At 59.2% G+C, this 22,257-nt stretch carries 17 protein-coding genes, 1 tRNA gene and 2 pseudogenes; 14 read left to right on the forward strand and 6 right to left on the reverse strand.

What is annotated here, in order from left to right; genetic code table 11:
- Positions 1 to 74: 74 nt before the first annotated feature.
- Genes E3T47_RS00245 through E3T47_RS00255 form a run of 3 tightly spaced genes read right to left on the reverse strand, consistent with a single transcriptional unit; the run spans position 75 to position 3,128 of the window.
- Positions 75 to 977 (reverse strand): carbohydrate ABC transporter permease, encoded by a 903-nt coding sequence (locus E3T47_RS00245; protein WP_241981814.1) that lies wholly within the window; start codon positions 975 to 977, stop codon positions 75 to 77.
- Positions 978 to 987: 10 nt separating this feature from the next.
- The gene (locus E3T47_RS00250; protein ID WP_241981815.1) at positions 988 to 1,947 is read right to left on the reverse strand and encodes a carbohydrate ABC transporter permease; all 960 of its coding nucleotides are present in this window, start codon (positions 1,945 to 1,947) and stop codon (positions 988 to 990) included.
- A complete protein-coding gene (locus tag E3T47_RS00255; RefSeq protein ID WP_241981816.1) occupies positions 1,944 to 3,128 on the reverse strand; it encodes an ABC transporter substrate-binding protein in 1,185 nt (394 codons plus the stop codon). Before E3T47_RS00255 ends, E3T47_RS00250 begins: the two co-directional genes overlap by 4 nt.
- Positions 3,129 to 3,695: 567 nt before the next feature.
- On the opposite strand from E3T47_RS00255, the gene E3T47_RS15720 reads away from it, so the two are divergent.
- Positions 3,696 to 4,010: a transposase gene (locus tag E3T47_RS15720; RefSeq protein WP_166805561.1), complete on the forward strand. Its 315-nt coding sequence runs from the start codon at positions 3,696 to 3,698 to the stop codon at positions 4,008 to 4,010.
- 131 nt (positions 4,011 to 4,141) lie between these two features.
- Here E3T47_RS15720 and E3T47_RS00265 read toward each other — a convergent pair.
- Positions 4,142 to 5,541, reverse strand: a protein-coding gene (locus tag E3T47_RS00265) for an IS3 family transposase (RefSeq protein WP_134553704.1) whose coding sequence is annotated in 2 segments (ribosomal slippage) — positions 4,142 to 5,217 and positions 5,217 to 5,541 — 1,401 coding nt in all. Because the reading frame shifts where the segments join, the coding sequence is not laid out codon by codon here.
- 729 nt (positions 5,542 to 6,270) lie between these two features.
- On the opposite strand from E3T47_RS00265, the pseudogene istA reads away from it, so the two are divergent.
- Together istA and istB are read left to right on the forward strand one after the other, a co-directional pair.
- Positions 6,271 to 7,502 (forward strand): annotated as a pseudogene (gene istA / locus E3T47_RS00270) (IS21 family transposase).
- Positions 7,502 to 8,284 (forward strand): IS21-like element helper ATPase IstB, encoded by a 783-nt coding sequence (gene istB, locus E3T47_RS00275; protein ID WP_134553666.1) that lies wholly within the window; start codon positions 7,502 to 7,504, stop codon positions 8,282 to 8,284. The pseudogene istA and the gene istB overlap by 1 nt, the downstream one beginning before the upstream one ends.
- A 668-nt stretch (positions 8,285 to 8,952) precedes the next feature.
- Here istB and E3T47_RS00280 read toward each other — a convergent pair.
- Positions 8,953 to 10,140 carry an ROK family transcriptional regulator gene (locus tag E3T47_RS00280; protein WP_134553667.1) on the reverse strand — a complete coding sequence of 396 codons (1,188 nt, stop codon included), beginning with the start codon at positions 10,138 to 10,140 and terminating at the stop codon, positions 8,953 to 8,955.
- Between the two features lie 277 nt (positions 10,141 to 10,417).
- On the opposite strand from E3T47_RS00280, the gene E3T47_RS00285 reads away from it, so the two are divergent.
- The 11 genes and pseudogenes from E3T47_RS00285 (at position 10,418) to E3T47_RS16700 (ending at position 22,077) form a co-directional block, all read left to right on the forward strand.
- A complete protein-coding gene (locus E3T47_RS00285; protein WP_134553668.1) occupies positions 10,418 to 11,572 on the forward strand; it encodes a substrate-binding domain-containing protein in 1,155 nt (384 codons plus the stop codon).
- A 91-nt stretch (positions 11,573 to 11,663) separates the two neighbouring features.
- Positions 11,664 to 12,548 carry an alpha/beta fold hydrolase gene (locus E3T47_RS00290; protein ID WP_134553669.1) on the forward strand — a complete coding sequence of 295 codons (885 nt, stop codon included), beginning with the start codon at positions 11,664 to 11,666 and terminating at the stop codon, positions 12,546 to 12,548.
- Between the two features lie 547 nt (positions 12,549 to 13,095).
- Positions 13,096 to 14,253 carry a substrate-binding domain-containing protein gene (locus E3T47_RS00295; protein WP_134553670.1) on the forward strand — a complete coding sequence of 386 codons (1,158 nt, stop codon included), beginning with the start codon at positions 13,096 to 13,098 and terminating at the stop codon, positions 14,251 to 14,253.
- 50 nt (positions 14,254 to 14,303) lie between these two features.
- Entirely contained in the window at positions 14,304 to 15,863 is a 1,560-nt protein-coding gene (locus E3T47_RS00300; RefSeq protein ID WP_166805562.1) for a sugar ABC transporter ATP-binding protein, read from the forward strand.
- A complete protein-coding gene (locus tag E3T47_RS00305) occupies positions 15,850 to 16,824 on the forward strand; it encodes an ABC transporter permease (protein WP_134553672.1) in 975 nt (324 codons plus the stop codon). The genes E3T47_RS00300 and E3T47_RS00305 overlap by 14 nt, the downstream gene beginning before the upstream one ends.
- Positions 16,825 to 16,850: 26 nt before the next feature.
- Positions 16,851 to 17,981, forward strand: coding sequence for an agarase (locus E3T47_RS00310; RefSeq protein WP_134553673.1), 1,131 nt, complete (start codon positions 16,851 to 16,853; stop codon positions 17,979 to 17,981).
- A gap of 19 nt (positions 17,982 to 18,000) precedes the next feature.
- The gene (locus tag E3T47_RS00315) at positions 18,001 to 19,200 is read left to right on the forward strand and encodes a levoglucosan dehydrogenase (protein ID WP_134553674.1); all 1,200 of its coding nucleotides are present in this window, start codon (positions 18,001 to 18,003) and stop codon (positions 19,198 to 19,200) included.
- An 86-nt stretch (positions 19,201 to 19,286) separates the two neighbouring features.
- Positions 19,287 to 20,438: a Gfo/Idh/MocA family protein gene (locus E3T47_RS00320; protein WP_241981817.1), complete on the forward strand. Its 1,152-nt coding sequence runs from the start codon at positions 19,287 to 19,289 to the stop codon at positions 20,436 to 20,438.
- Between the two features lie 289 nt (positions 20,439 to 20,727).
- Positions 20,728 to 21,165 carry a hypothetical protein gene (locus E3T47_RS00325; protein WP_134553675.1) on the forward strand — a complete coding sequence of 146 codons (438 nt, stop codon included), beginning with the start codon at positions 20,728 to 20,730 and terminating at the stop codon, positions 21,163 to 21,165.
- Between the two features lie 223 nt (positions 21,166 to 21,388).
- Positions 21,389 to 21,532, forward strand: a pseudogene (locus E3T47_RS16695) (tyrosine-type recombinase/integrase); the annotation flags it as partial.
- Between the two features lie 5 nt (positions 21,533 to 21,537).
- The gene (locus tag E3T47_RS16700) at positions 21,538 to 22,077 is read left to right on the forward strand and encodes a site-specific integrase (protein WP_166805563.1); all 540 of its coding nucleotides are present in this window, start codon (positions 21,538 to 21,540) and stop codon (positions 22,075 to 22,077) included.
- Positions 22,078 to 22,151: 74 nt separating this feature from the next.
- On the opposite strand, the gene E3T47_RS00340 is transcribed toward E3T47_RS16700, so the two are convergent.
- Positions 22,152 to 22,227, reverse strand: a tRNA-Phe gene (locus E3T47_RS00340).
- Positions 22,228 to 22,257 lie beyond the last annotated feature (30 nt).

Consider the following 22,257-nt stretch of genomic DNA (forward strand, 5'->3'; position numbering starts at 1 on the left):
TTCATGGTGCTCCTCCTCCCCTTACCCTGACTGACCCGGTTGACAGCGTTACGAGTCTTCGAATCGCTGGTGCTTTATTTGATGCCGCTGCGCGCGAAACCCTGCACGAAGAAGCGCTGGAACACCAGGAATAGCATCACCATGGGCACCACGTTAATGAGGGCGAACGCCATTGTTGCCCCGAAATCCGACCCGAACTGGCCCTGAAGGTAGAGCAGGCCTATAGGCAGGGTGAATAGTTCGTTCTGCTTGAGAGCAATGAGCGGCCAGGCGAAATCATTCCAGGACTGCAACAGCGTCATGAAGAACAGTACGGCGATCAGCGGCTTTGACAGCGGCAATACTATGCTCGTGAACACTCTCAGGTGGCTGGCCCCGTCGATGCGCGCCGCTTCGATCAGGTCGCGTGGGATGGAGAGAATGAATTGGCGTGCGAGGAACAACCCGAAGGCACTCGCGGCCGTGGGCAGGATGACCGCCCAGTAGCTGCCGTAGAGCCCGAGGTTCGTCACGAGCCGGAACAGCGGCACCATAATCACCTGTACGGGGATCATCAGCGTCGTCAGGGCGATGAGGAAAACGACGCTTGAACCGCGAAACTTGAGCTGCGACAGGGCGTACCCGCCCAAGAGGTTGACGAGTACCGTGAGAACTGCGACCGTGGCCGAGATCGCCAGGGAGTTGCTAAACCATGTGGCAATGGGGAACCCGGCGAGGACGCGCTGGAAGTTTTCGACGGTGAGGGCACGCGGCCAAAGACGCAGTGTGCCACCCAGCAGCTCGGAACGCGATGAGAACGCGACTACCAGCATCCAGTACAGCGGGAACAGCACAACGATACCGATGAGAATCGCCCCAACGATGCGGGTTACGAGCGCGCGTCGTGAGCCTCTCCGCGAATGTGGCAAACCTCTTCTTATCGTCTTCTGCTTGCGGGTCGTCGGCGCGGGGGCTGGCGAGAGGATGGATGTTGTCACGATTGTGTCCTTATTCGACCAGGTCCCGGCTTCGGCTGGTTCGCCACCGTACCGCAGTGAAGACAAAGGTTACGAGAAGTAGCACGACACCGATTGCGGCCGCGTAACCCTGGTCGCGAGTCACGAAACCCGTGTCATAGGCGTAGGTGACGAGCACGGATGTGGCGTTCTGCGGACCGCCGCCGGTCATTACGAACACGATATCGAAGACTTGGAAGGAGTAGATGACGTTTAAGATGAGCAGGAAAAATGACGACGGGCCAAGCAGGGGCACAGTCACGTTCCGGAATCGGGCCCAGGCGTTCGCCCCATCCAGTTCGGCCGCTTCGTAGAGTTCGGGCCCGATACCCTGAAGACCCGCCAGGTAGATGAGCATGTTGAATCCCACCCGCCACCACAACGTCACGAGAACAACGGACACGAACGCGGCGAATCCACCGGACTGCCAGTTCACGCTCGGGAGTCCGATGAACCGGATCAGGTTGTTGAGGATACCGTTGTTCTCGTTGAAGACGAGGACACCGATCAGCGCGGTGGCGACGCCCGAAATAGCCATCGGGACGATGAGAATGGAGCGGAACACGCCGCGGGCGGGAAGGACTGAGTTGAACAGCACAGCTGCGCCGAGGCCAAGACCCATCGACAGAGGCGTCACAATGAGTGTGAACAGCAGGGTGTTCGCCGTGGCTCTCCAAAAAAGCGGGTCGCTGATCAGGCGCTCGTAATTGGCGACACCCACGAATTCACCGGCCCCGAAACCGTTGGTCTTCTGAAAGCTGATCACCACGGCCCACACGAGCGGGACGAGCACAAATAGGCCAAGCAGCAGCACATTCGGGGTTAGAAACAGCCACCCCGCAAGCGCCTCGCGCACGGTTTTCTTATCACGACGCCACCGGCGCTTCGAGAGCTGAGATGGTGACGCGACGATGTCTGCGACGCGGCCCTGCTTTGCGACGACTCGTGTCACGAACCGCCCGTGGATTGGGCAATCCCGTCTGCGATCGATTTCAGGGCGTCTGCGGTGCTTGTCGAACCAGCGAAGGCCGATTCCAGGTTGTCTTGGAGGACAGTGATGATTCTCGACATGTTGGGGGAGGCCACCTGGCTTGAGTCCTCGGCGCGCACCGTAGAAGCCTGGCCGAGGAAGACGGGAGCGAGTTCGGGGCGCACGTCAAAATTGATGCCCAACTCGCTCAGATCCTTGCGGGTCGGCAAGAGTGAGGCGGTCTCGCAGAAGTCGCGCATTTGCGTATCGCCCGTGACGAAGTCAAGAAAAGCTGCGGCGAGCTCCGGGTTGGCAGTGCCCGCGGTGGCGACGAGCGCATTCCCTCCGAAGTCGCCCCCGCCGCGCTTACCACGCGGGGCGAAGGTCGCGCCCCACTCAAAGTCCAGTGTGCTTGTGGCATCCGGAATAGCGAACGCACCAGACCACACCATCGCCGAGGTCTGCGAGTACCACGTATCGCTCGCGAAAGTAGACGACTTAATGGTGTTGTTCGGCGGCACGAAGTTCTTCGTGAAGAAGCTGGACGAGAACTCGAGGGCAGCCGCTCCCGCATCCGAGTCGATCGCCGGGTCGGTGAGGTTCCTGTCCAGGAACCGGCCGTCTGCCTGAAAGAGCAGGCTCAGCCATCGGGTGACGCCATTACCCTGCCAGTTGTAGGCCATGGGGTATACATCTGCGGCTTGGGCCGCACGCAAGGTCCCCGCGACCTCAGACAGCTCATCCCACGTCCAGGCGCTCTCGAGCGAGGTAGGAACCGACGTGATCCCTGCCGATTCCAGAGCGACTTTGTTGTACAAGATCACTGACGTGTCTGTGTGGTGAGGCACTCCAAACGGCTTGTCGTTGCCCTGCACGGCCGCCCAAGCAGCATCGGTGAATCGGTCGGAAAATCCGGTCTCCAGGTACGGGCCCAAGTCCAGGAGTTGGTCACGACCGGCGTAACTGCCAAATGTGTAATACGGCACGCGAAAGATGTCCGGCGGATTTCCCGCCTGCAGTTGGGCATCGATGTTGGTAAACATCTGGCCGTAGGGAACCGAATTCAACTCGACCTTCGTTCCCGCGTTAGCCTCCTCGAACGCCGCGATGACGCGAGCGAAACTTGCCAGCTCCGCGTCTGTGCCCCAAGTAGTGAATGTCAACGTTTTTGACCCCGTGGCCGACGAGGTTGGCTGCTGCGGAGCGAAACCGCATCCGGATACCAACAGGGGCAACGTCACCGCTCCGGATCCGATCAGAAAATGGCGCCTACTGAAATTCATGCAGGATCCTCCAGCTGTGTCTGAGATGGACGAGCTTCAACACTTACAACCGCTGGAAACATTCAACAGCAAGTTCGGCAACAGTCATAGATCGACAGACGCAAGATGGCAAACCAACCGACGTGTGCCGGCCACAGCGAGTGGGCGATTCAGAACGCGTCTTCGTCATCAGGGTTAGGCGGCGTCTACGAGGTACTGCCACCGATTCTCCGGATTCAACACACGCAAATCCACCAGCTCCCGCGCAGAACGATGATCACCACCCTGATCACCCGAACGCGGATACGGCGGCCACACCCGCTCATTAACCGCCTTCGCATCCCGAAACAACGGCCGGCACGACACATCCACCCGCATCGCACGACGCCGCGGCGCAGCATTCATCGTGGCATCTTCGGCCTGTGGCTTTGCCCCGTTGAGTGGACACCTCATAGAGAGAATGTTCACATGGGAAAGACACGCCGGGAGTTCACTCCTGAGTACAAAGACGAGGCCGTGAAGCTGGTGATCAACACCGGCAGGGCGATTGTGACCGTGGCCCGCGAGCTCGGTATTAACGAGGCCTCGCTTGGCCGGTGGTTCAGCGCTTTCAAGGCCCGAAACGATGCCGGCGAAACCACCGTCACCGAGTCTGAACGGGCCGAGTTGCTCCGGCTGCGGAAAAAGAACGCGGATCTGAAACTGGATCGGTTGTTTTTAGAAAAGCGTCCACCTTCTTCGCCCAATGGTGGTCGTTATATCTCGTCAATGGAACCGAATTGACCGGCTCCATCAGTTGGGTTGAGGTCTGGGATCGGTACGCGATTGAGCTGGGAGCGTCTACCGACCTACTTGAGCCATCTCGAGGCCACGTCGACCCGGAATTTGTCAAGGTGAATGAGGCCAGCGGGAGTTTAGGCGGCTAGTTCTAGTCGGTCGGTTTCGGGGGGTTTTTCGGCTGGTTTGTTGATCCAGGCCGTCGCGGGAACGGACAGGATCTGTGGTGTCTGGGTCGTGCTGAATCGCTCAGGGAAGCGCGCGCGGGCCGCGTCCAACGTCGCTGCTCGTTCGATGGCCTTCGCCTCTGCGAGGCCGTAGTGCACGTCGGCGGGCGTGTTCAGGCCGATCCCTGAATGGCGATGCTCGTGGTTGTAGCCATCGACGAAGGAGGCCATGAACGTCTTCGCGTCGGCGAGGGAGCCGAAACGTTCGGGGAACGTCGGCGAGAATTTAAGAGTCTTGAACCATGCCTCGCTGTAGGGATTATCGTTACTCACCCGCGGCCTCGAATGCGACTTGGTGACCTCCAGATCCGACAACAACGCCGCGACGGTCTTGGACGTCATCGACGTGCCGCGGTCGGCGTGCACGACCTGCGGGACGCCATGAATGCCGAAGATTTCCTTCATCATGTCCACCGCCAGCTCACCCGATTCCGACGCGTGAACATACGCTGCGACGATGTAGGGAGAGTAAATATCGATCATCACGTAAGCATCGAAGTACTTCCCCTTGACCGGGCCGGCAAGCTTCGTAATATCCCAGCTGAGCACCTGGCCTGGTCCCGTTGCCGTCAGTTCCGGGATCGCCCGTGCCGGATGGCGTGCCAGGCGACGGCGGTCCTTAACCTGCTTGTTCTCGTTCAACACCCGATACATCGTTGAAATGGAGCACAAGTACGTCCCTGCGTCGAGGAGCTGCGCGTAGATCTGGATCGGCGGCAGGTCCACGAACACGTCCGAATTGACGACGTCGAGAATCTGCCGGCGGTCGGCATCATGGATCTTGTTCGCTGGGATCGGCGCTGGCCCGGCCACCGGGATGCGTGGTTTCCTGGTGGCGGTCGCTCGGGGTATCCCGACCAGGTCGGCCGCGACGCGAGTGGAGATTCCTCGGCTGGCCAGTTCGCGATAAGCGGTCATTACGGCAACGTGTGCGGTGTTTCGTCCCGCGAGCTCTTCGAAAGACTTTCGAGTAGCTCGTGCATTTATGACATGATCTCCAACGCCACCCCCGTCGTTTCCAAGCGCTGCTCGGTCTTACTCAGCTGGCGGCGCAACCGGGCGATTTCCGCTTGCTCCGGCGTTAACCGGCCAATCTTCTCCCCGGGTTTCTTGCCCGCGAGAACACCGACGTCACGCAGCTTGCGCCACTCCGTAATCTGCGAGGAATAGAGCCCTGCGGTGCGCAGATACGCACCGCCCTCATGGGCTTTGATGGCCACGTCATACGCGGCGAGGTACGCCAGCTTCTGTGCTGGGCTGAACGACCTTCTCGAGGTCGGACCACCAGCACGGGGTCCGGAACTACTCATAGGACTATCGTCACGCACGGCGATCACAGACGGGCTGGACATGGTGATGATTCCTGATTCTCGCCCTACGTCAAACGGCGGACTTGCTGTGAGCGACTGGCCTCACCCAACCCTGACGCGTAGGGACCCGGTGACGGCCTCGGAAGTCAACGAAGTCCTACATTGGCTTGGTCCGACCAACGTGCTGCACTGCCTGCGCGGGGCTGGGTATGCGCCCCATGACCACGTAGGCCTGACGACGCGGCGGCTCATTGACGGCTACGTTCCCTACGAACTCCCAGTTAGCAAAGCCATTCAATCCAGTCGGGACGGTCGCGTTCCAGAAATTGCCAATGATGACGCGGACCGGTTTGCGTGTGGCGCATTCTTGTATCCCGATTCAGTGATCATCGCGGCGGATGTCGACGGCTACCGTCATCTAGTCAAGGACGTCTGCCTGGACACCGTTTCAATCGTGCATGCTGGATCCGTCCTGCCCATAAGCTCGGGCGACGAGCTGCGAACACCCTTGGAGCTCTTTGAGGTTCAGACGCTCTCAAGTGCATTAGCCACTTGCTGCCGGTGAAAGTTGCAAGCGAACGAGATTGGCCACGCGGCTATCTCTCGATGCGACGCACATAGCGTTCTGGTGAAGGACTGGCGTTGTACGGCAGAACTTCCTGTCAGCGACGGTTAGAAATTGAGCCAGAATCGACGGTGAAAACTGAGCCACCCGAGCACGATTGATGGGTGATTACGGTGGAAGAGTGGGCTTTGGTTCGTCGCCTTCATTTAAATGAGGGCGTGTCGCAGCGGGAGATCGCGAAGCGGTTGGGCATCGCGCGGAACACGATCGCGAAGGCGATCAAGTCAGAGAAACCGCCCAAATATGAGGGCGTCGATCGGTCGTCGGGGTTGCGGTCTCTGGAACCGCGGATTCGGGAATTGTTGTCGCAGAACGCGCGGATGCCAGCGACGGTGTTGGCTGAGCGGTTGGCGTGGACCGGGTCGATTACTTGGTTTCGTGAAACCGTTGCGCGGTTGCGGCCGGAGTATGCGCCGGCGGATCCGGCCGACCGGTTGAACTATGCGGCCGGGGATCAAACCCAGTGCGACTTGTGGTTTCCGCCGGTGAAGATCCCGTTGGGAGCCGGCCAGACGGGCTCGCCGCCAGTGCTGGTGATGGTGTCCGGATTCTCCCGCTTCATTACGGCGGTGATGCTGCCCTCGCGAACGACGCCGGATTTGCTGGCCGGGATGTGGCAGCTGATCTCATCCCAGCTGCTGGCAGTGCCGCGACGGCTGATCTGGGACAACGAGGCCGGCATCGGCCGTGGCAACCATTTCGCCGCTGGGGTTAGCGCATTCACCGGAATGTTGGCGACCAGGATCGTGCAGCTCAAACCGTTCGATCCGGAATCCAAAGGAATCGTCGAACGCGCCAACCAGTACTTGGAGACGTCGTTCTTGCCCGGGCGCAGCTTCACCAGCCCTGACGATTTCAACCGGCAGCTAGCCGCTTGGCTCCCCACGGCCAACGCCAGGACTGTCCGCCGGTTGGGCGGCAAACCGATCGAGTTCATCGGTCAGGACCGAGCAATGATGCTGCCCGTGCCGCCGCTGGCCCCGCTGGTCGGCTTCACCGCCCGGGTGCGGCTGCCGCGGGACTACTACGTGCGTGTCGCCAGCAACGATTACTCGGTGGACCCGACCGCGATCGGCCGGCTGGTTGACGTCACCGCGACTTGTCTCAGGTGACGGTGCGGTTGGACGAGCGTATTGTGGCCTGTCATGACCGGGTCTGGTCGACCGCAAAGACCATCACCGATCCCACCCATGTGGTCCAGGCCGGTCGGTTGCGCCGATCATTTCAACATCCGCCTGCGCCGACGGACGCGGACTTGCTGCGGGATCTGGCCGACTACGACACCGCGTTCGGCGTCAACTTCGACGTCCAAGATCTGGACGAGGAGGCCGTGTAATGGGCGACACGACCAGCAGCGAGATCGAGTCTCTCGCTCGAGCGCTCAAAGCACCGCGCATTCGCGACGCCGCCACCCGACTGGCCGAGCAAGCCCGGCAGGCCGCCTGGACTCACGAGGAATACCTCGCCGCGGTCCTCTCCCGGGAAGTATCCGCGCGAGAAGCGTCCGGGGCGGAGATCCGGATCCGAGCTGCCGGGTTCCCGGCCCGGAAATCTTTGGAAGACTTCAATTTTGACCATCAGCCCGCGTTGCGCCGCGACACCATCGCCCACCTGGCGACCGGATCCTTCCTCGCCGAAGCGCAAAACGTCGTGTTGCTCGGTCCTCCCGGCACCGGAAAAACGCATCTTGCGATCGGCCTCGGGCTCAAAGCCGCCCACGCCGGCCACCGAGTGCTGTTCGCGACCGCCGTCGAATGGGTGGCCCGGCTGCAAACCGCACACCAACTCGGCCGACTCCCGCAAGAGCTCGTGAAACTGCGTCGTTACGGGCTGATCATCGTGGACGAAGTCGGCTACATCCCCTTCGAACAAGACGCCGCGAACCTGTTCTTCCAACTCGTCTCGTCCCGTTACGAACACGCCTCACTGATTTTGACGTCGAATTTGGCCTTCGCCCGCTGGGGCGACGTGTTCGGCGATCAGATCGTTGCTGCAGCCATGATCGACCGCATCGTCCACCACGCAGACGTCATCACCCTCAAAGGCGCCAGCTACCGGCTGCACAACACCGGGATCGAATCTTTACCTTCAGTCCGCGCCGAGAACGCGGCACAATAGAACACACAACAAGTGGCTCAGTTTTCACCGTCGATAGTGGCTCAATTTTCAACCGTCGTCGACACTCAGGGAAGCACCGGCCGCCTGCCGGGTCGGGGATACCTGGTCGTAATTAGATCGACTGGCCTGATCCCTGCGCGATGCAGAGACAATGCGCTCGCAGACGCTATTGACTATCTCACCGCTCATCCCCGGCAGTACGACCCGGATCGGTGCTGCCAACTCCGAGGAGATTTCTCAACGGCCTTGATCGACGGGGCGTATACATCCCGAAAGCCGCAACCGGCCATCCCAACGAGATGGGCTCGAAGAAGAACTTCTCGGGGTCGGCTCGCGAACGCCGCCTTGTACCGGCGAGGCAGGCGAACCGGCCCGCGTCCAGTAAGGCGCTCCTGCCGAGGCGCGGGGCGGAGCGGGGAGTGCGCCGGCGGTCCACTTCTGGTTGGGCTTGTCGCCTGTGTTTCGGCGCGGTCGGCACGGGGCGCTGGTCGCGTTCACTCATGTGGGACTGGTCCAGGTCGGCGCGCCGGTGGGTGATTTGCTGCTCGAATGCGTCCCGTATGTCGGTGATGCGCTGCTCGGCCGAGAACCTCGCGGCGCTGCTCCAGTGCCCTGATCCGCTCCCCTCCATCTGCCCGCGCGTGCAGGTACAGCGGGTCTGACGATGGTTACGGGGCGTTGCGCCTGGCCATTGCTTCAATCCCCGTACGGGACAGGGCGCTTTCGATAGCCATGACGGCCGCACCGATCACTCCTGCACTCTCATCTGGTCTGGAGGGAGCGATCGTCAGACGCGAAGTTGCGAGTGGCATGGAACGCGCGTAGACGACTTCCCTGACCCCAGCAATCAGGTGGTCGCCAGCGCGGGCTAGGGAACCGCCAATGAGAATGGCGGAAGGGTTGATGAGGCTGACGCAGGTGGTTAAAACTTCGCCGATGTCGCGACCGGCCTGACGCAAGGCCTGAGTGGCCAGAACGTTTCCGGATCGAGCGGCTTTGACGACATCGCGTACGGAATAAGTTGGCAGACCCGCTTTCCGAAGATTGGCAGCAATGGCGGGCCCTCCCGCAACGGCCTCCAGGCAGCCTCGATTGCCGCACGTGCAAATTATTTCCTGTCGCCCCGAAACCTGGACGTGACCGAGATCGCCCGCGATGCCCTGCGCTCCACGAATCAAACGCCCGTCACTGACTATCCCTGCACCAATCCCCGTGGAGACTTTGATCAGGATCATGTTCTCTGTCCCGGATGCCATGGTGGCCCGCTCCCCGAGCGCCAACAAGTTGACGTCGTTGTCGACGAGCACGCGCACATCGAAGACTGCCCGAATAAAATGCGGCACGTCGAAATCGTCCCAGCCGGGCATGATCGGGGGATTTTTGGGCCTCCCTGTCTCGTGCTCTACAGGGCCGGGAAGCCCGATGCCTATGGCCACGACATCCGACGGTGGTCTGCCGACCTCGTCAAGTAAGCGGTTCGCGACATCGATAAACCATCCGAGCACCCGTTCAGGCCCGAGCGCGACCTCCACGTCCTCCGTATGCTCGGCGATTACGACTGCGCTCAAGTCAACGAGAGTAACTGTTGCGTGGGACGCGCCGAACTCAGCGGCGAGCACCACTCGAGCGGCAGGATTAAGGGCCATAAGCGCAGAGGGACGCCCGCCTGTAGAGACTGCGTCCCTGATGGGAGCGACCAACTCCAATTCGATGAGTTCATCTAGTCGAAGGGCGATCGTCGACCGAGACAAGCCTGTTGCCGACGCCAACTGTGCACGGGTTTGCGGGGCACCGTCCCGGAGCAGCTGAAAGAGATCGCTGGCGCCGAAGCCTTTGGTTAGAAGCTGTGCGGACATTGCTCTCCTCAAATAAGTTCCCAAATGTGGAGCCGACATTCGATTCCTTTTTACACCTTTGGTGAAGTTTCGACTTGATTCCACCTCCGTGGCGTAGAAAAACTGCGCAAGTTATTTTTTTTTCTTGCTTTTGGCACGAGAAAAGTCTACCGTGATAGCACTAATGACGATATTCGTCAGAAGCGACGTGTTCAGTGGAACAAGGCTCGGACTTGCCCCTGGAGTTACACAAATCATTTTTCTCGATCAAGGCCGATCATGTGGAGAGAGCATTTCAATGAAGAAATCAGCAGCAAGCGTTTTGGGCATCGCGGCGATATCAGCCCTTCTTTTAACCGGGTGCAGCACCGGAGGATCGAATAGCGCCGAGCCGGCGGCAAACCCCCTGGCCGGCGTCACGGCCAAGGAACTCGTGCCAACGGGCATCGTGGGTCTCGGACCAAACGGCATCAAATCCGGCAGCCTGAGCGACGTCGTGCTTACCGACGCCGAGGTAGCTCAGGCGAAGACAAAGAAGTTCCGCGTCGGGATTGTCATGCAGACGATGAACATTGAATGGTCGACGGAACAGGTCCGCGCGATCACGGACCGCCTGAAAGAGTTGAACGCCGAAGTAATCAGCGTTGTTGACCCCAACTTCGATGTCACCAAGCAGATCTCGGGCATCGAGAACATGATCCAACTCAAGCCCGACGCAATCATCAGCATCCCCGTTGACGACACCGCCACTGCTGAGGCCTACCGGAAAATAGGCCAGGCAGGCATCAAACTCATCATGATGGACAACGTGCCAAAAGGCCTCGAGTACCCCGGCGACTATCAGGGCATGGTCTCTTCGGACAATCAGGGCAACGGAGCCGTTTGTGCGGAGGCCCTTGCGAAGTTCATCCCCCAGGGCGGAACCGTTGGAGTTCTTGATTTCGGCGTGGATTTCTTCGTCACCAAGGAACGCATGAAGGGCTTCGTTGACTGGATGACGGCCAATCGGCCCGACATTAAAATCAAGACCCAAGAGTTCCTAGACCCGTCGAAGTCGGGGCAGGACGCCGGCGACTTCCTCACAGCAAATCCCGACATCAAGGGGATGTTCACCGAGTGGGAGGTCCCCGCACTGGCGATTGACCAGGCTGTCCGCGCCCAAGGCAAGACCATGCCGATCGTAGCCGTAAACATCGCGTCCGATGTTGCCAACGAACTGGCCACGGGAGGCAACATAAAGGCGCTCGGTGCTCAGGTACCTTACGACCAGGGACTCGCGGAAGCCGACATGGCGGTCAAGGTACTACTCGGAGGCACAGTCCCAAATTGGCTTGCTTTCCCGGCGGTCCCGGTTCTTCAGTCAAACGTGCTCGACGCGTGGAAGACCGTTTATCACCAGGACCCAAGTTCACAGCTAGTCGACGCCTGCAAGGCCACCAAAGCCTGCGGCTAATCCGTAGGCAGCCCATCACATGGGTCGGTTTCAACGTAATTCGTAATTCGACGTGAACTAAGAGAACTAAACGAAAAAAGGAGAATGCACGATGGATATCATCCAGGACCACAACGGTGTCCCCGCTAAGCACGGACGAGCTCTCGTCAACGGCGTCCGACTGCACTACGTCGTCGCAGGGCAAGGCGAGCCCCTGTTCCTACTGCACGGTGTACCAAAGACCTCCTACCACTGGCGTCGCGTAATTCCTCTTCTGACGCCGTACTACACCGTCATCGCGCCGGACCTGCGCGGGCTTGGCGACTCGGAACATCCCAAGGATGGTTTCGACATGAAGAACATGGCGGAGGACATTGCCCAGTTGGCAACCCACCTTGGATACGACACGTTCAACCTTGTCGGCGAGGACTGGGGGGCATCAACTGCCTACCAGGTTGCCGCTCAGTACCCTGAGCGAGTCAAGAAGCTGGTCTACCAGGAAATGATTCTGCCCGGGTTCGGCCTCGAGGACTACTCGTTCCTGACCCGCGAGAACGTCAGCACCTACGTCTGGCTGTGGCACATCAACTTCTACAGCGTGCCGGACTTCCCCGAGTTTCTCATTACGGGCAGGGAGCGGGAGTACTTCAACTACTTCATCAAGCACGAGACTCACAACCCACAGGCAATCACGCCTGATGCGCTCGACGAATATGTACGGTGCTACTCCTCGCCGGGTGGTCTTCGCAGCATGCTCGAGATTTATCGCGCGACCCTCGATGACGCGGATCAGAACCATGAATCCGCGAAAACCAAATTGAAGATGCCTGTCCTCGCCGTCGGAAGCGAGTACTTTATCGGCGAGGACAACGAACGCCAGATGCGTGAGGTCGCCGAAGACGTGCGGGCCGTCATTCTCCCGTGGGGGCACCAGCTCGCAGAAGAGGACCCAGAGGCACTGGCTGCTGCCTACCTCGACTTCTTCGGTCGAGACTAACGCAGCAAAAAGGGGCCATGCCGCTGCGCGAGTGCGGCATGGCCCCGGAAGTGCGAAACATAGAACCCTGCCCCAAAGCGGAGTTGATGCAAGTAATGAGGTAGAAGCAGATTTCCATGAAATTCGGCTTTTCGATGATCACCTGAGGCGGTGTCACCCGCATCTCGGCTCTCCTTTAGAAGGCCCGGGGGCTCTTATCGAACCTAGGGAGATCTCGACGATCGTCTTCTGCCTGGGCACCGCTCAACTGGCGGCAGGCGGCGGGATACAGCTGCGCTGATTGAACAGTTCTCTGACCGCGTTGCACGTAATCACCTTATGGACTGGGGCCCAGGTGCCGGCAGGTGCCTGCCCTCGGGGAAGGTGTTCTCGACGTCACCGCCCTTGTTCGCGCTCCAAGCACGTCCGGCCACAGCTGGTTGATGGTGGAACTCGCCCATTACGACGGGCACCCCGAACAGCCGCAGAGATTAGCAAGCGATACCTCGCATCCCCCTAAACAAACCCACCCCAGATCCCAAGATCATCACAGGAAGCAGCAACCCCCATGATCAAGTCCCATACCAAAGCCGTGCTCTTCACCTGCGCAGTTTCCGCCCTGGCGATGCTGCTGTCGGGCTGCGCCACGAGCACGACATCCACGCCGCAGTCCGCTGCGGTTGTCATCGATGCCGCCTCCATAACGCCACAGGGCATCGTGGGCAAAGGAAAGAACGGGGAAGTGCCGGAAAACGTTGACGCGCTTAAGTTGAGCGCAGCTGACGAAGCCAAGGTCAAGGCAGGCAAGTTCACTGCTGCGATCTCGATGAACACCATGGATATCGACTGGTCGCGCCTCACCCTTCAGGGGATACAAACGACCTTTGATTCCCTGGGAATCAAGGTGATTGGGGTAACTGATGCGAAGTTCGATGTACAGCAACAGATTTCCGATCTTCAAAACCTGATCACGAAGAAGCCGGATGTCATCATCAGCATTCCGACGGACGATGTCGCAACAGCGCAGGCGTACAAACAGGTCGCGGCCGCAGGCATCAAGCTCATTTTTATTCACATGCCTGCCGCCGGATTGACCTACCCCGCCGACTACCAATCAGTGGTGGCACCCGACAACCAGGGTAACGGGGAAATCGCAGCGGCCGCCCTGTCCAAGTACATCCCGAAGGACGGTGTAGCCGGGATTGTCGATTTTGCTGTCGATTTTTACACGACAAACCAACGCACCCTGCGAGTCAAGGAGTGGTTCGCCGATAATCGGCCGGACGTGAAAGTCAAAGAGGTGGGCTTCACCGACACGAACGCTGTGGGTCCGACTACGGCCAACTTCGTCACGGCAAACCCCGATATCAAGGGCCTCTTCATTATTTGGGATTCTCCTGCCATGCAGTCGGTAGCTTCGCTGAGGAACGCAGGAGTCACCCTTCCCATCACGACGGTCGACCTCGGTACCGAGGATGGCGTGGATATGGCCAGCAACGGCTACATCAAAGCGATCGGCGCTCAGCGTCCCTATGATCAGGGCGAAGCGGAAGCTCTGGCCGCTGCCAACGCCCTCATTGGCAACTCGGCACCCGCGTGGGTTGCACTGCCATCCGTTGCAGTAACGCCCGGGAATCTCCTCGAAAGCTACAAGAGCATCTTCCGCACGGACGCGCCAAAGGAAATTGTCGACGCCTGCAAAGCTTCCGGAATCTGCGGCAAGTAGCGCCCGATGATCCACCCATGGTCGACCCCCCAAAGGCGAAAGGTTTCCTGATGAGTGCACCCAATGCACAGTCCGGCTCCGACAGCGAGGAGACGGGCACGCTCCTACAAGCGACCGGCCTGAGCAAGCTCTTCAGCGGCATCTACGCACTCAAGGATGTCGACTTCGACCTCAAAGCCGGGGAGGTACACGCCCTTCTTGGTCCTAATGGGGCAGGCAAGTCCACCCTCATTAAAATCCTTGACGGTGTGCAGCCCCAAGATGAAGGTTCTGTCGAAGTTGATGGTCGTCCTCGAACTTCGGGAGACATCGCCACTGTCTTTCAAGAACTCAGTCTGATTCCCGCGTTGACAGTTGCCCAAAATATCTTTCTCGGCAATGAGATCCATAACGCGCTTGGTCTGGTGCGAACCGGGGAGATGAATCGGATCGTAAAGGTCCTCACGGACCGACTGGGGTTAAACATTCGTCCTGAAGAGCCCGTCGAGAACCTTTCGGTGGCCTCACGCCAACTAGTCGAGATCGCCAAGGCGATCCATCGAAACGCGCGCGTCCTGGTCCTGGATGAGCCGACTTCAACACTGACAAAGGCCGACCAGCTGCTCCTATTCAAAAGCATCCGCGACATTCAAAAGGCGGGCGTTGGGATCATTTACGTCACACACCGACTGACGGAAGTATTCGAACTCGCTGACAGAGTCACGGTGATCAGGGACGGCCGGAAGGTGCTCACGGCGCAAGTTTCCGACATGGAAATGAAATCGCTTGTGAGCGTCATTACTGGAACAAAGACGGATGAGGTTGGGCCTTCTGCGCAAGACTTCGACCGATATGTGCCAGCCGACGAAGCTCAACTGACGGACGGCCCCAGGCTCCAGGTCTCCATGCTTTCTGGCGACCGCTTCTCGAATATCAGCCTGACAGTCGCCCCGGGACAGATCGTCGGCATAGCAGGACTCATCGGTACGGGACGAACTGAGCTGCTTGAGACAATTGCCGGGGTCCGGCGCAGCAGCGCGGGCGATATCCGACTTGATGGCAAGTCGGTCTCCTTCAAGAGCACAGCGCAGGCCGTGAGCGCAGGCGTCGCGTTGGTTCCGGAGGATCGGCACCAATCTGGCGTCATTCTGCAGCACTCAATCCTGCGTAATCTCGCACTCGCGCACTCCAAGGCGCTCCGTCGCGGGCCGCTCATGGACGACGGGGCGGCTCGCACCCTGGTGCGTGGACTTATCGACACGCTGCAAATTAAAGCGGTATCGATGGGAAGTCCCGTGCAGTCGCTTTCGGGTGGCAACCAACAGAAAGTCGTCTTCGCAAAATGGATGCAACCAGGCGTTCGCGTGTTGCTGCTCGACGAACCAACGCAAGGTGTTGACGTCGGTGCGCGACAGGAGATCTACAAGGTAATTCATCGCTTTGCTGAGGAAGGCGCTGCAGTTCTGGTGGTGTCGTCTGACTTTGTCGAGCTTCAGGAACTGTGTGACGAGATTTACTTCATGACGTCGACGACCATGAGCGAGCCCGAACCCGTCACCGCAGAAACGACAGATCAATACATTTACTCGGCATTAAACGAAAGGGTGATTAAGAGCCATGAACGCGATTAGCGCTAGCGCCGCCACTAAGCCGCGATTTGGCGGCAGGTCGGGCGGCGACTTCATTAGGGAATATTTCGTCTACATCGCATTAGCGGCACTAATCGTCTTCTTCGCGTTTGCGTCGCCGTATTTTATGACAACGCAAAACGTGGCCAATATTGGCCGGCAAACTGCGACGGTCTCAATCGTCGCAGTGGGTATGGCCTTTGTGATTATCAACGCCCAGATCGACTTATCCGTCGGAAGCGTCTTCGCGCTTTGCGGTATGGCATCGGCACTGGTTATGCAATACGTTGTCAACTTCTGGCTTCTCGGTGCTCTCGCCGCAGTCGCAGTAGGTGTCGTATTTGGGTTCCTCAATGGTTTGGTAACGGTGAAACTTGGAGTGCCGAGCTTCCTTGTCACTCTGGGAATGCTGGGGGTAGCTCGTGGCATCGCCCTGCTCATCACCGACACCAAACCAGTGCTGATTTCTAACCCCACGTACTTCCAGATTTTCGGAGAAAGTACTTTCCTGGGACTTCCGATCGCCGTCATTTGGACCCTCGTGATCGTGGCCATCGGTGTCGTTGTTCTCCATAAAAGCATCTTTGGACTTCGTGTTTTCGCAACGGGAGGCAACCCTCAGGCGGCCCGGTTCACGGGAGTCAACACCCAGCGCACCATCATCTCTTCGTTTGTTATCACCGGCGCTCTTGTGGGTCTCGCGTCGCTGCTCTTCACCGGCATTGCGCACGCGGCGCGACCCGACCTGGGTAGCGGTCTTGAACTGGATGTGATCGCCGCAGTGATCCTGGGCGGCGTGAGTCTGTTCGGTGGTCGCGGGACAATAATCGGCGTTCTTGCGGGTTCGCTCATCATCGGAATCATGAACAACGGCCTGGTGTTGATGGGGGTCAGCTCCTCAGTTCAGCAGATCATCAAGGGGATCATCATCATCGCCGCCGTTTCGCTGAGCAAAAAACGATAATCATGTCGGAAAGGACAGATCAGATCATGGCCACTCCAGAAAACCCAGGAACTCGTTTCTTCACCGTTGCGCAGAGCGCAACCGGATCATGGAGCTTCATTGATCCCGAGGGAAAGCCGTTCGTGTCCCTCGGTGTGAACCACATCGACGACTCGGATTTGCGATACCCCCACAATGTCGACGTGTGGAATGAAAGATATGGATCTCGGCAGAAATGGGAACAGGGCGTTGTCACCGACTTGCAGTCCTTGAACTTCAACACCATCGGTTGGACAAGCCAGTACATCAGCGGGGGGTGGGGCGAGGCGCTCGATTGGTTCGGTGACCCCGTCGATCTTGGCCACTCGCATCCGTGGCCCGATCGCGACCTACTGGAGGCGGGTATGCCCTATGTCGTGCAGCTCCGGGTGCAGGAAATCGAAGACTGGAATGGCCACCCCGCATACCGCGACGTGTACGGCGAAGACTTCGCCAAGTATGCGGACTGGCTCGCGCGGCGCATGACCTCCGATCACAAGGCCAGCTCAAACCTCATCGGATATTTCCTTGTCGACATCCCCGGGTGGATCCCCCACGCGGCGGGACGGTTCTGGCCAGGCTTCGACGGCCTGTCCCCCGAAGAGCACGACGCCAAGTTGTACGACGTGGCACGGCAGTACTACAAGACAGTCACCGAGGCCATTCGTCGCTATGACCCAAACCACCTGATTTTGGGCGACCGCTACAACGGCAACAAGGGCATCCCCGAAGTGGTCCTCCGCGCGATGACCGACTATGTTGACGTTCTTTCCGTTCAGTACTTCACCGGCAAATCCCCGGAGGAATACGCGACGATGATCGGCGATCTCCGCAACTGGCAGCAGCTCACCGGCAAACCCGTATTGATCGCCGATATCGGCAACTGGGTGCCCACCGCGATGAATCCACACCGCACCAGCGACATGGAAACGCACGAGGAGCGCGGACAGGACTATGCGAACGGTCTGGCAACGATCATGCAGGAGCCATGGATCATCGGCTGGCACTGGTGTGGCTACATCGAAAACCTGGGTCGCGGCTGGGGTGTCAAGGACCCCCAGGACAATTTCTACACCGACATGACAGTGCCTATGTGCGCAGCCAACGCCGCCGCGCAGACCACCATCGCCGACCGCTAAAACGAGACTTGGAGCACAGATGCAGAAGATCAATGTGGGGTTGATCGGCGGCGGGTTTATGGGCAAAGCTCACTCGCTCGCATATTCGGGCGTGCCGATGTTCTACTGGCCGTCGGAGTTCCTCCCGGTCAAGCACACAATGGCGGAGGCGACGCCGGAGCTCGCGGCCGACGCGGCGAACCGATTCGGGTTCCAGTACTCGACGGACGACTGGCGAACGGTGGTGGAAAACCCGGACATTGACGTCGTTGATATCGCAACTCCGAACCATCTTCACGCTGATGTCGCGATTGCGGCACTTCGGGCCGGGAAGCATGTGATTTGCGAAAAGCCGATAGCCCGCACTGTCGACGAGGCAAAGGCCATGTACGAGGCGGCGCGGGAAGCGAAGGTCACCAACATGGTGGCGTTCAACTATCGGCGTACTCCTGCCGTCGCCCTAGCAAAGCGCTACATCGACGAGGGCGCGATCGGCGACATATTGAACGTCAGGGCAACCTATCTTCAGGACTGGTCCGCAGACCCGAACGCGCCGCTGTCATGGCGCTTCCAGAAGTCGATTGCCGGCTCCGGGGCGGTGGGTGACATTCTCACGCACGTTGTCGACATCGCGCGCTATCTCGCTGGCGACATCACGTCGGTAACGGCGATGACCAAGACGTACATTCCCGAGCGACCGATCCAGTCCGCAGGAACGGACAGTCTGGGGAATTCCAAGATTGCAACCGGGCCCAAGGGGGTCGTAGACGTCGAAGACGAAGTACTGACGCTCGTGAGGTTCGCATCGGGTGCAATCGGCTCACTGGAAGCCACGCGAAACGCATGGGGACGGAACAACTTCATCACGGTGGAAGTGCATGGATCAGAAGGATCCATCTACTTCAACTACGAAAACCGCGATGAGCTTCAGGTTTGCTTCAAATCAGATCAGGACGACCGTCGAGGATTCAGAACCGTATATACGGGGCCGAATCATCCAAACGGTGCCGCACTGTGGCCGATCCCCGCGTTGGGTATTGGGTACAGCGAAACCAAAATCATTGAAGCGCACGACTTCTTCCACGCCGTGGTCAATGGCACGGAAGTGCGTCCCGACTTTGCGGATGGATACCAGGTAGCACTTATCGACGAGGCGATTTTGGAATCCGCCTCGACCGGCCTGTGGACCGATGTTCCCATTCTGGATCGTGTCACCGGCAAGTTGAGCCCTTCTGTGTGACCGAGCAACTGGCGAGTGCCGGGTGATCAATCTTCGCTCGGCGCCCGCCAGAACGGTTTTCGAAGGTCAGCAACGAGGGAGTTTAAGTGAATGAGCGCAGGAGATTGCGAGCCGGAATCATCGGCGGTGGCTTCATGGCAGAAGTGCATGCCCGGGCAATTCGAGCAAACGGGCATCATGCAAGTGGGATCAACAGCTCCACCAGAGACAGCACTTATCGTGCCGCAGATCGTCTCGGAATCAGCCAGCGATTTAAGACTGCTGAGGATCTCATCCACGCTCCGGACATCGACGTCATTCACATCTGCACCCCCAACGCCCTCCACGCTCAGCTGGCTCACGCAGCGATAGGCGCCGGGAAATCAGTCGTGTGTGAGAAACCACTCACGACAAGCCTGAGTGATGCGAAGTCCTTGGTTGCCGCGGCAGCCCGCGCATCCGTTGCGACGGCCGTACCTTTCGTCTATCGCTACTACTCGGCCGTTCGAGAGATCCGCGGTCGAATCGACGCCGGCGAAGCAGGGCAACTGCACTTGTTACACGGTTCCTACTTGCAGGACTGGCTAGCCACTAAGACGGACACCAACTGGAGGGTCGACGCTGCCCAGGGCGGCGATTCCCGGGCCTTCGCTGACATTGGAGTGCACTGGTGCGACCTCATGGAGTTTGTCACCGGTCACCGCATTACACGCCTCAGCGCAAAATTCCTGCGAGCATACGAGCAAAGAGGCGGAGACGCGCGCATTAGGGGAGTTGGCACCGAAGATGCATCGACAGTCGTTTTCGAAACTGATCGGGGTGCGGCAGGGACGGTCACAGTGAGCCAAATATCGCGAGGACGTAAGAACCGCTTGTGGTTCTCGTTCGAAGGCTCCGAGAGTTCATTTGAGTTCAACCAGGAGAATCCGGATTCGTTTTGGGTCGGCGGACTGCGTGAGAACAGAATAATCACCAGGGGGACATCTGGAATCGAGCATGAGGACGCCAGGCGCGTCTCACCTCTCCCCGCCGGACACCCCAGCGGGTATCAGGACGCCTTCAACGTGTTCATGGGAGATGCGTACCAATCGTTTGCAAACGAGGACGGAGAGAGACCGACCGGACTCCCCACCTTCGAAGACGGACTGCGTGCAGCCTACATAACGGATGCCGTAATCCGAGCTTCACAGTCCGAACAATGGGTCGCTGTGGACCCTTTTTGTGGCGTTTTGGACGACCGCCAAACAGTGGGGATGTAACGGCCCCGCCTGCCATTACCTGGCGGGGCTGATCGTGGTGATGTCAGCCATCCAACTCCTGCTCTTGCTGCACATCAGCGCGCGACACAGCCCGCGAACGCCCACCCGGTCTGGCGACGTCAACGGCTGAGTATTGTGCGCGGCTTCGCCGAATATCTGCGCAACATCGTCCCGGACACCGAGGTGCCGCCACGTGCGGCACGCAACGGCGGCTTTAGAAGCCGGGTAGCCGCCATTAGCGCCTAGTTGTCAGTGGCGGAGTAGAAATGCGGCGCAATCCGCTGCTCCCGTGCTGGCAGCAGATCATGGGGTTGGCGATGTTCGAGAGTTGACTGGCGCGGCTAACGGCGCCGTTCTGCTGGCCGCGCGCATGGGTCTGGGTCATGCGGCGGCCCGGCTGTTGCTGCACATGGCGCTGGAATGTTGGGACGACGGCGATAACCCGGGCGGCGACTACTACGCCACCCGAGAATCTTCCGCGATCGCTTTGGGCTACCTGGCTTCGAAAAACGGGTCCGAGCCAGCGGCCCACGCTGTCAAACGCGCCGTCGCGGAACTCGTCGCTCTGGGCTCGGTGGAACGTGTCCGGAGCGGCGGCCGGGGTCAGGCCGCGGAGTTCAATCTGCACGTCGATAGCGCCAAACCGGGGACTGTCCGGCGGCACGAATCGTACGTCATTTTGCTTCCGCGGCGAGGCAAGTCAGGGGGCCGATTTCTGACCCTGTAGGGGGCCGGTAGACGGCCCCTCTTAACATTATTAAAGGAGAAGCACGCGTGTCCACACGCATCATCATCGGCAACCTAGCTGTCGACCCCGAGGTTGTCTCGGCCGGGAGTTGAGCTGCTGCGGATATCTCAGACAGCGGGCCCTCTTGAAATGAGGGTTCACTGGCGTCGAAGTGTCCAAAGACCGCGGCGAGTGGGTTGATCCAACGAAGGCTCGAATCGACGTGAAGGAATGGAGCGAGCAGTGGTTTCGCGCTCAAGTGCAACTGAAGCCAACAACGCGTTCGTCATACCGGCACAGTCTCGATAAGCACGTACTTCCCCGATGGGGGCAAACTCGGTTGGGTGCGGTAGCTCACGGCGATGTGCAGGAATGGGTGATTGCCCTCGCGGTGAATCTCGCGCCTTCAACTCTCCGGCAGATTCACCTCATTTTGTCGGGGATCATAAAGTTGCCGAAGCCGTGTCCGACCCACGTGGACGGGTCATCTGGGGCACGCCCAAGTCACACGACCGGCGCTCGGTTCCCTTCCCCAATTTCCTCGAGGAATCGCTTCAGTCGCGCTGCCAGGATCGACGTGCCAATGACCTCGTTTATACGGCACTGGATGGGGGAGTCCTGCGCAACGGAAACTTTCGGAATCGGACGTTCAACCCTGCACTAGCAAGAGTCCAGATGGAGGACCCAGAATTTCTGAAGGTGACTCCTCATGATCTTCGGCACACAGCGGCGAACCTGGCGGTCTCGGTCGGAGCTAGTGTTGAGGCGGTTCAGCGCATGCTCGGACATTCATCTGCTGCGGTGACCTTGGATGTATCTGCGGACCTCTTCGATGAGGACCTGATTGCTGTTGCCACAGCCAAACCAAGGCAAAATGATGTCAATTGTGTCCAAAATGTGGCCACAGAGTGATCACGGAGCCGAAAGAAGCCCCGAAAATGGGCATAAAAAATGGCCACTCCCCAGTGTTTCCTAGGGAGTGGCGGTGGTGGCCCCGACCGGCGTCGATCCGGTGACCTTTCGATTTTCAGTCGAACGCTCTACCAACTGAGCTACAGGGCCCCAAAGCTGCGTCAAGAACGCCTCTTCTAA

This window comes from Cryobacterium ruanii (assembly GCF_004404055.1).
GTDB classification, from domain to species: Bacteria; Actinomycetota; Actinomycetes; order Actinomycetales; family Microbacteriaceae; genus Cryobacterium; species Cryobacterium ruanii.